At 68.4% G+C, this 3,638-nt stretch carries 5 protein-coding genes; 1 reads left to right on the top strand and 4 read right to left on the bottom strand.

Going from position 1 to position 3,638, the window contains the following annotated elements; translation table 11 throughout:
- Together ACFPZI_RS36985 and ACFPZI_RS36980 are read right to left on the bottom strand one after the other, a co-directional pair.
- Positions 1-278: GNAT family N-acetyltransferase (locus ACFPZI_RS36985; protein ID WP_381371550.1), on the bottom strand; the 278-nt coding region annotated here is incomplete at its 3' end.
- A gap of 22 nt (positions 279-300) precedes the next feature.
- Entirely contained in the window at positions 301-1,290 is a 990-nt protein-coding gene (locus ACFPZI_RS36980) for a pirin family protein (protein WP_381371549.1), read from the bottom strand.
- A gap of 121 nt (positions 1,291-1,411) precedes the next feature.
- Between ACFPZI_RS36980 and ACFPZI_RS36975 the strand changes: the two genes are divergently transcribed.
- On the top strand, positions 1,412-1,900 hold the full coding sequence (locus tag ACFPZI_RS36975; protein ID WP_381371548.1) for a carboxymuconolactone decarboxylase family protein: 489 nt from the start codon (positions 1,412-1,414) through the stop codon (positions 1,898-1,900).
- A 37-nt stretch (positions 1,901-1,937) separates the two neighbouring features.
- Here the strand turns inward: ACFPZI_RS36975 and ACFPZI_RS36970 are convergent, their stop codons facing one another.
- Positions 1,938-2,405 (bottom strand): MarR family winged helix-turn-helix transcriptional regulator, encoded by a 468-nt coding sequence (locus ACFPZI_RS36970; protein WP_381371551.1) that lies wholly within the window; start codon positions 2,403-2,405, stop codon positions 1,938-1,940.
- 302 nt (positions 2,406-2,707) lie between these two features.
- On the bottom strand, positions 2,708-3,638 hold a 931-nt coding region (locus ACFPZI_RS36965; protein WP_381371547.1), incomplete at its 5' end, for an NmrA/HSCARG family protein.

Raw genomic sequence — 3,638 nt, 5'->3', positions numbered from 1 at the left:
GCGAACTCGTCGTGCCGTTTGAGGAACTTGGCGACGTAGGGGCAGACCGGGACGATCCGCATTCCGGATGCGCGCACGTCGGCGAGTGCCTGCTGGACCAGTTGTGAGGCCAGCCCCTGGCCGGCGAAGGCCTCGTCGATCTCCGTGTGGAAGAAGACACGTTGCACGCCCAGGTCACGGTAGGCGGTCAGACCGGCGCGTCGGCCGTCGACCAGGATCTCGTACCGGCGTTCGGCGTCCACACGCTCGACGACCGTGGTGGTGGAGGACTCGCTCATGGTGTGCCTTTCGTAAGGGAGGTCAGCGGGTCGGTGGGTTCCGGCGCGGTGTGATGACGGCGTTCGGCAGGGCCGGTGCGGGAAGGCGGCCGCCGGGGAAGTCCTCGATGACACCGAAGCGGTCGGAGGAGGCTTCCCATTCCTCGCGGGCCTTCACGATGTCCTCGTGGCTGCGACCGATGAAGTTCCACCACATGACGATCGCCTCCCCGAAGGGAGGTCCTCCGAGGAGGATGGCCCGCGCCGGGGCATCGGTCTCGTTCACCATCGTCAGGGTGTCCGCGCCGCGAGGGACGTAGCCGAGTTCGGCAGGCCGCAGCGCAGTGTCGATCAGGCGGATGTCCCCGCTGTCCACGAGGAGGCCGTGCTCGAAAGCCGCGTCCACGGCGAGAGTGAGCGTTGCACGGGGTTCGATGACGATCTCGGCGCCGAGCAGCGGCGTGAAGGTCCGGACCGGGGAGGTCCGGCCGACGAGCGAGCCCAGGAAGACCCTGATTTCGGCCCCGTCGACCTGCGTGAGTTCGGGCACGTAGTGCTGGAAGTCCCGGGCGGTGTTGCGGTGCTCCTCGGGCAGCGCGACCCACAACTGGACGCCGTGGATGACGGTGGTGTTCGGGGTGGAGACCTCTGAGTGGGCGATGCCGTATCCGCCGGTCATGAGGTTCATCTCGCCGGGCCGGATGAAGGCGTGGGTGCCGAGGGTGTCGCGATGCTCGACCTCGCCGCTGAACAGCCAGCTCACCGTCTGCAGTCCGGTGTGTGGATGCGGGGGCAGGTCCATGCCACCCGACGCGGCGACCTGGTGCGGACCGTAGTGATCGGCGAAGCACCAGGCGCCGATGAGTGTGCGCTCCCGCTGGGGCAGCGTCCGCCGCACGCGCATCGCACGTGGACCGCCGAGGGGGACCTCACGCGCCGACAGGACATCGACCCGGGGGGCTCCGGCCGGCCGGCCGCCGTCGACGAGCGCACCGCAGCGCAGAGCCGCGGCATCAGTCTCCGTGTTGCTCACCGAGAGTACCCCCTACACGTTCTGGTTGTTACGTCAACTATAATGCCACAGAGGCAGGCCGATGGCCACAGCACCCACACGAACGCGGGCCACTCCGAGCGTGGCCCGAAGGAGGCCCGACGTGTGCAACCAGACCCACAGCTCCCCACCCCGCAGGATCTTCATCGACAAACAGAGCCCCAAGGCCTTCCATGCCCTGCTGCAGGTCTCGGAGGCGGTCCGAGCAACAGTCTCCGAGGCCGGACTCGACCGCACCACCGTGGAACTGATCAACGTGCGGGTATCACAACTCAACGGCTGCGCCTACTGCCTCGACCTCCACACCAGGGCGGCCCTGCGCACCGGTGAATCACCGCAGAGACTCGGAATCCTGAGTGCATGGCGGGACACCGGCCTGTTCGCTCCCCCGGAGCGAGCCGCCCTGGCGCTGGCCGAGGCCACAACCGATCCGGCGAACGCCACGGCCCAGGCATCCGCCTACGAGGCCGCCCGACAGGTTCTCTCCGAAGACCAGATCTCAGCCGCGATCTGGGTGGCGGTCACCATCAACGCGTTCAACCGCGTGTCGATCATGAGCAAGCACCCCGTACCGCCGGCTCACGACAAGTAGAGGCGGCTGGCCGGCCCTCTTCGATCTCATCCCGCTCTCAGCGGCCACCGCGGCGACGCTCACGCCGGCTGCATAACGCGGGCCGGGCCGCCCGTTCCGGACCGGTTGGTTCCTCGTCCAGCTTCTCCACCACACGCTCGGAGATCCGAGCCAGCACCTGCAACTCCGACGGCGTGACGTGGTCAAGGAAGAGCCTGCGCACCGCCTCCACATGACGTGGGACGGCTGCTTCGATCACCGCTCGCCCCTTGTCCGTGATGACCACGAACGTGCCACGGCCGTCTTCGGGACTCCTGTCGCGCACCACCAGACCACGCTTCACCATCCGGGCGATGTGATGGGACATCCGGCTCTTCTCCCACTCCAACGCCCTGGCGATGTCCAGAAACCGCCGCCGCCCCTCCGGTACGTCCGTCAGCTCGACCAGTACGGCGAAGTCGGCAGGCGATACGTTGCACTCCGTCTGCAACAAGCGGGACAAGCGGCCCATGAGCCTCTCATGCATGCGGACGAAGCTCCGCCACGCATGCTGCTCCTGCGCCGTCAACCTACGCACCGCTCTTCCATGCAGAGGCCGCGGCCGCTCGTCGACGATCCGGCCCTCAGTTCACAACGGCTGGCTCGGACGACCGGCCAGCGATGCCGCCCCAGCCGAAGGAGCCCCGCCGAGCGGGGAGCTCCCAGCTCCTCTGTTCCTGCGCCTTCACCGGCACGACACCGCGCCGGTGAAGGCGCGTTCCCCTCATCGGCATTCCGAGGGTGCCCGCAAGCGGCACCCTCGGGGCACGGCCCGCCGACGGTAGCGACTCAGCCCAGCTGGATGTTCGCGGCGTTCTCGGCGAGCCAGTCGTCGAAGCTCTTGAGTGCCGGGTTGATCTCCCGCAGGAGGTTCAGGTCGCGGGCGCCGGTGAACTCCTGGTCGAAGTCGCCGTAATACTGGAACATGTTGGCGATCTCCTCGCCCGCCGGGACGCCCAGGGAGCGGAAGACGTCGTAGGGCACCGACTGGAAGCGCACCGGCTCGCCGATCGCGGCGCCCAGCTTCTGCGCGTACTGGGCGCCGGTCAGGTGGTCGCCGGCGAGGCCGACGGTCTGGCCGATGAACCGCTCGTCGGCCTTGAGGATGGCGAGCGACGTGCGGCCGATGTCGTTCACGTCCACGCCGGCCAGCAGCTTGCCGTCCTCGAGCGGCAGGGTCAGTGTCAGTACGCCGTCCTCGGCGCGCTTGGGACCCATCGCCGACAGGAAGCCCTCGAAGTAGAAGGTGGTGTTCAGGAAGGTGGTCGGCACCCCGGCCTGCCGGAACAGCTCGTTGCTCTCGCCCTTGGCGTCGAAGTGCGGGACGTTGTACTTCTCCTGCAGGACGGGCATCCGCTCGTCCTGCAGCGGCAGCAGTTCGCGGGTGTCCTCCAGCGTCGACCACACCGCGTGCCGCAGGCCGGCATTCTTCGCGGCCCGCACCAGGACCTCGATCTCCTCCCTCTCCTTGGCCGCCGAACCGTGCGCCCAGAAGTTGGTGACGAGGAAGGCGCCGTAGGCGCCCTCGAGTGCTTCGTGCACGGTCGGCTCGTCATAGAAGTCCGCCCGCACGACCTCCGCGCCGAGTTGCGCGAGTTCCTTGGCCGCGGGTGAGTCGGGGTTCCGGGTCAGCGCACGCACCGTGAATCCCGAGTCCGGATCGGCGAGGATCGCCCGCGCGGTGCCGCCTCCCTGTGCCCCGGTGGCTCCGGTGACCGCG

This window comes from Streptomyces chlorus (genome assembly GCF_042655885.1).
GTDB classification, from domain to species: Bacteria; Actinomycetota; Actinomycetes; order Streptomycetales; family Streptomycetaceae; genus Streptomyces; species Streptomyces chlorus.
The sequence above is the reverse complement of the archived record's forward strand: the minus strand, read 5'-3'. Positions and strand labels throughout refer to the sequence as shown.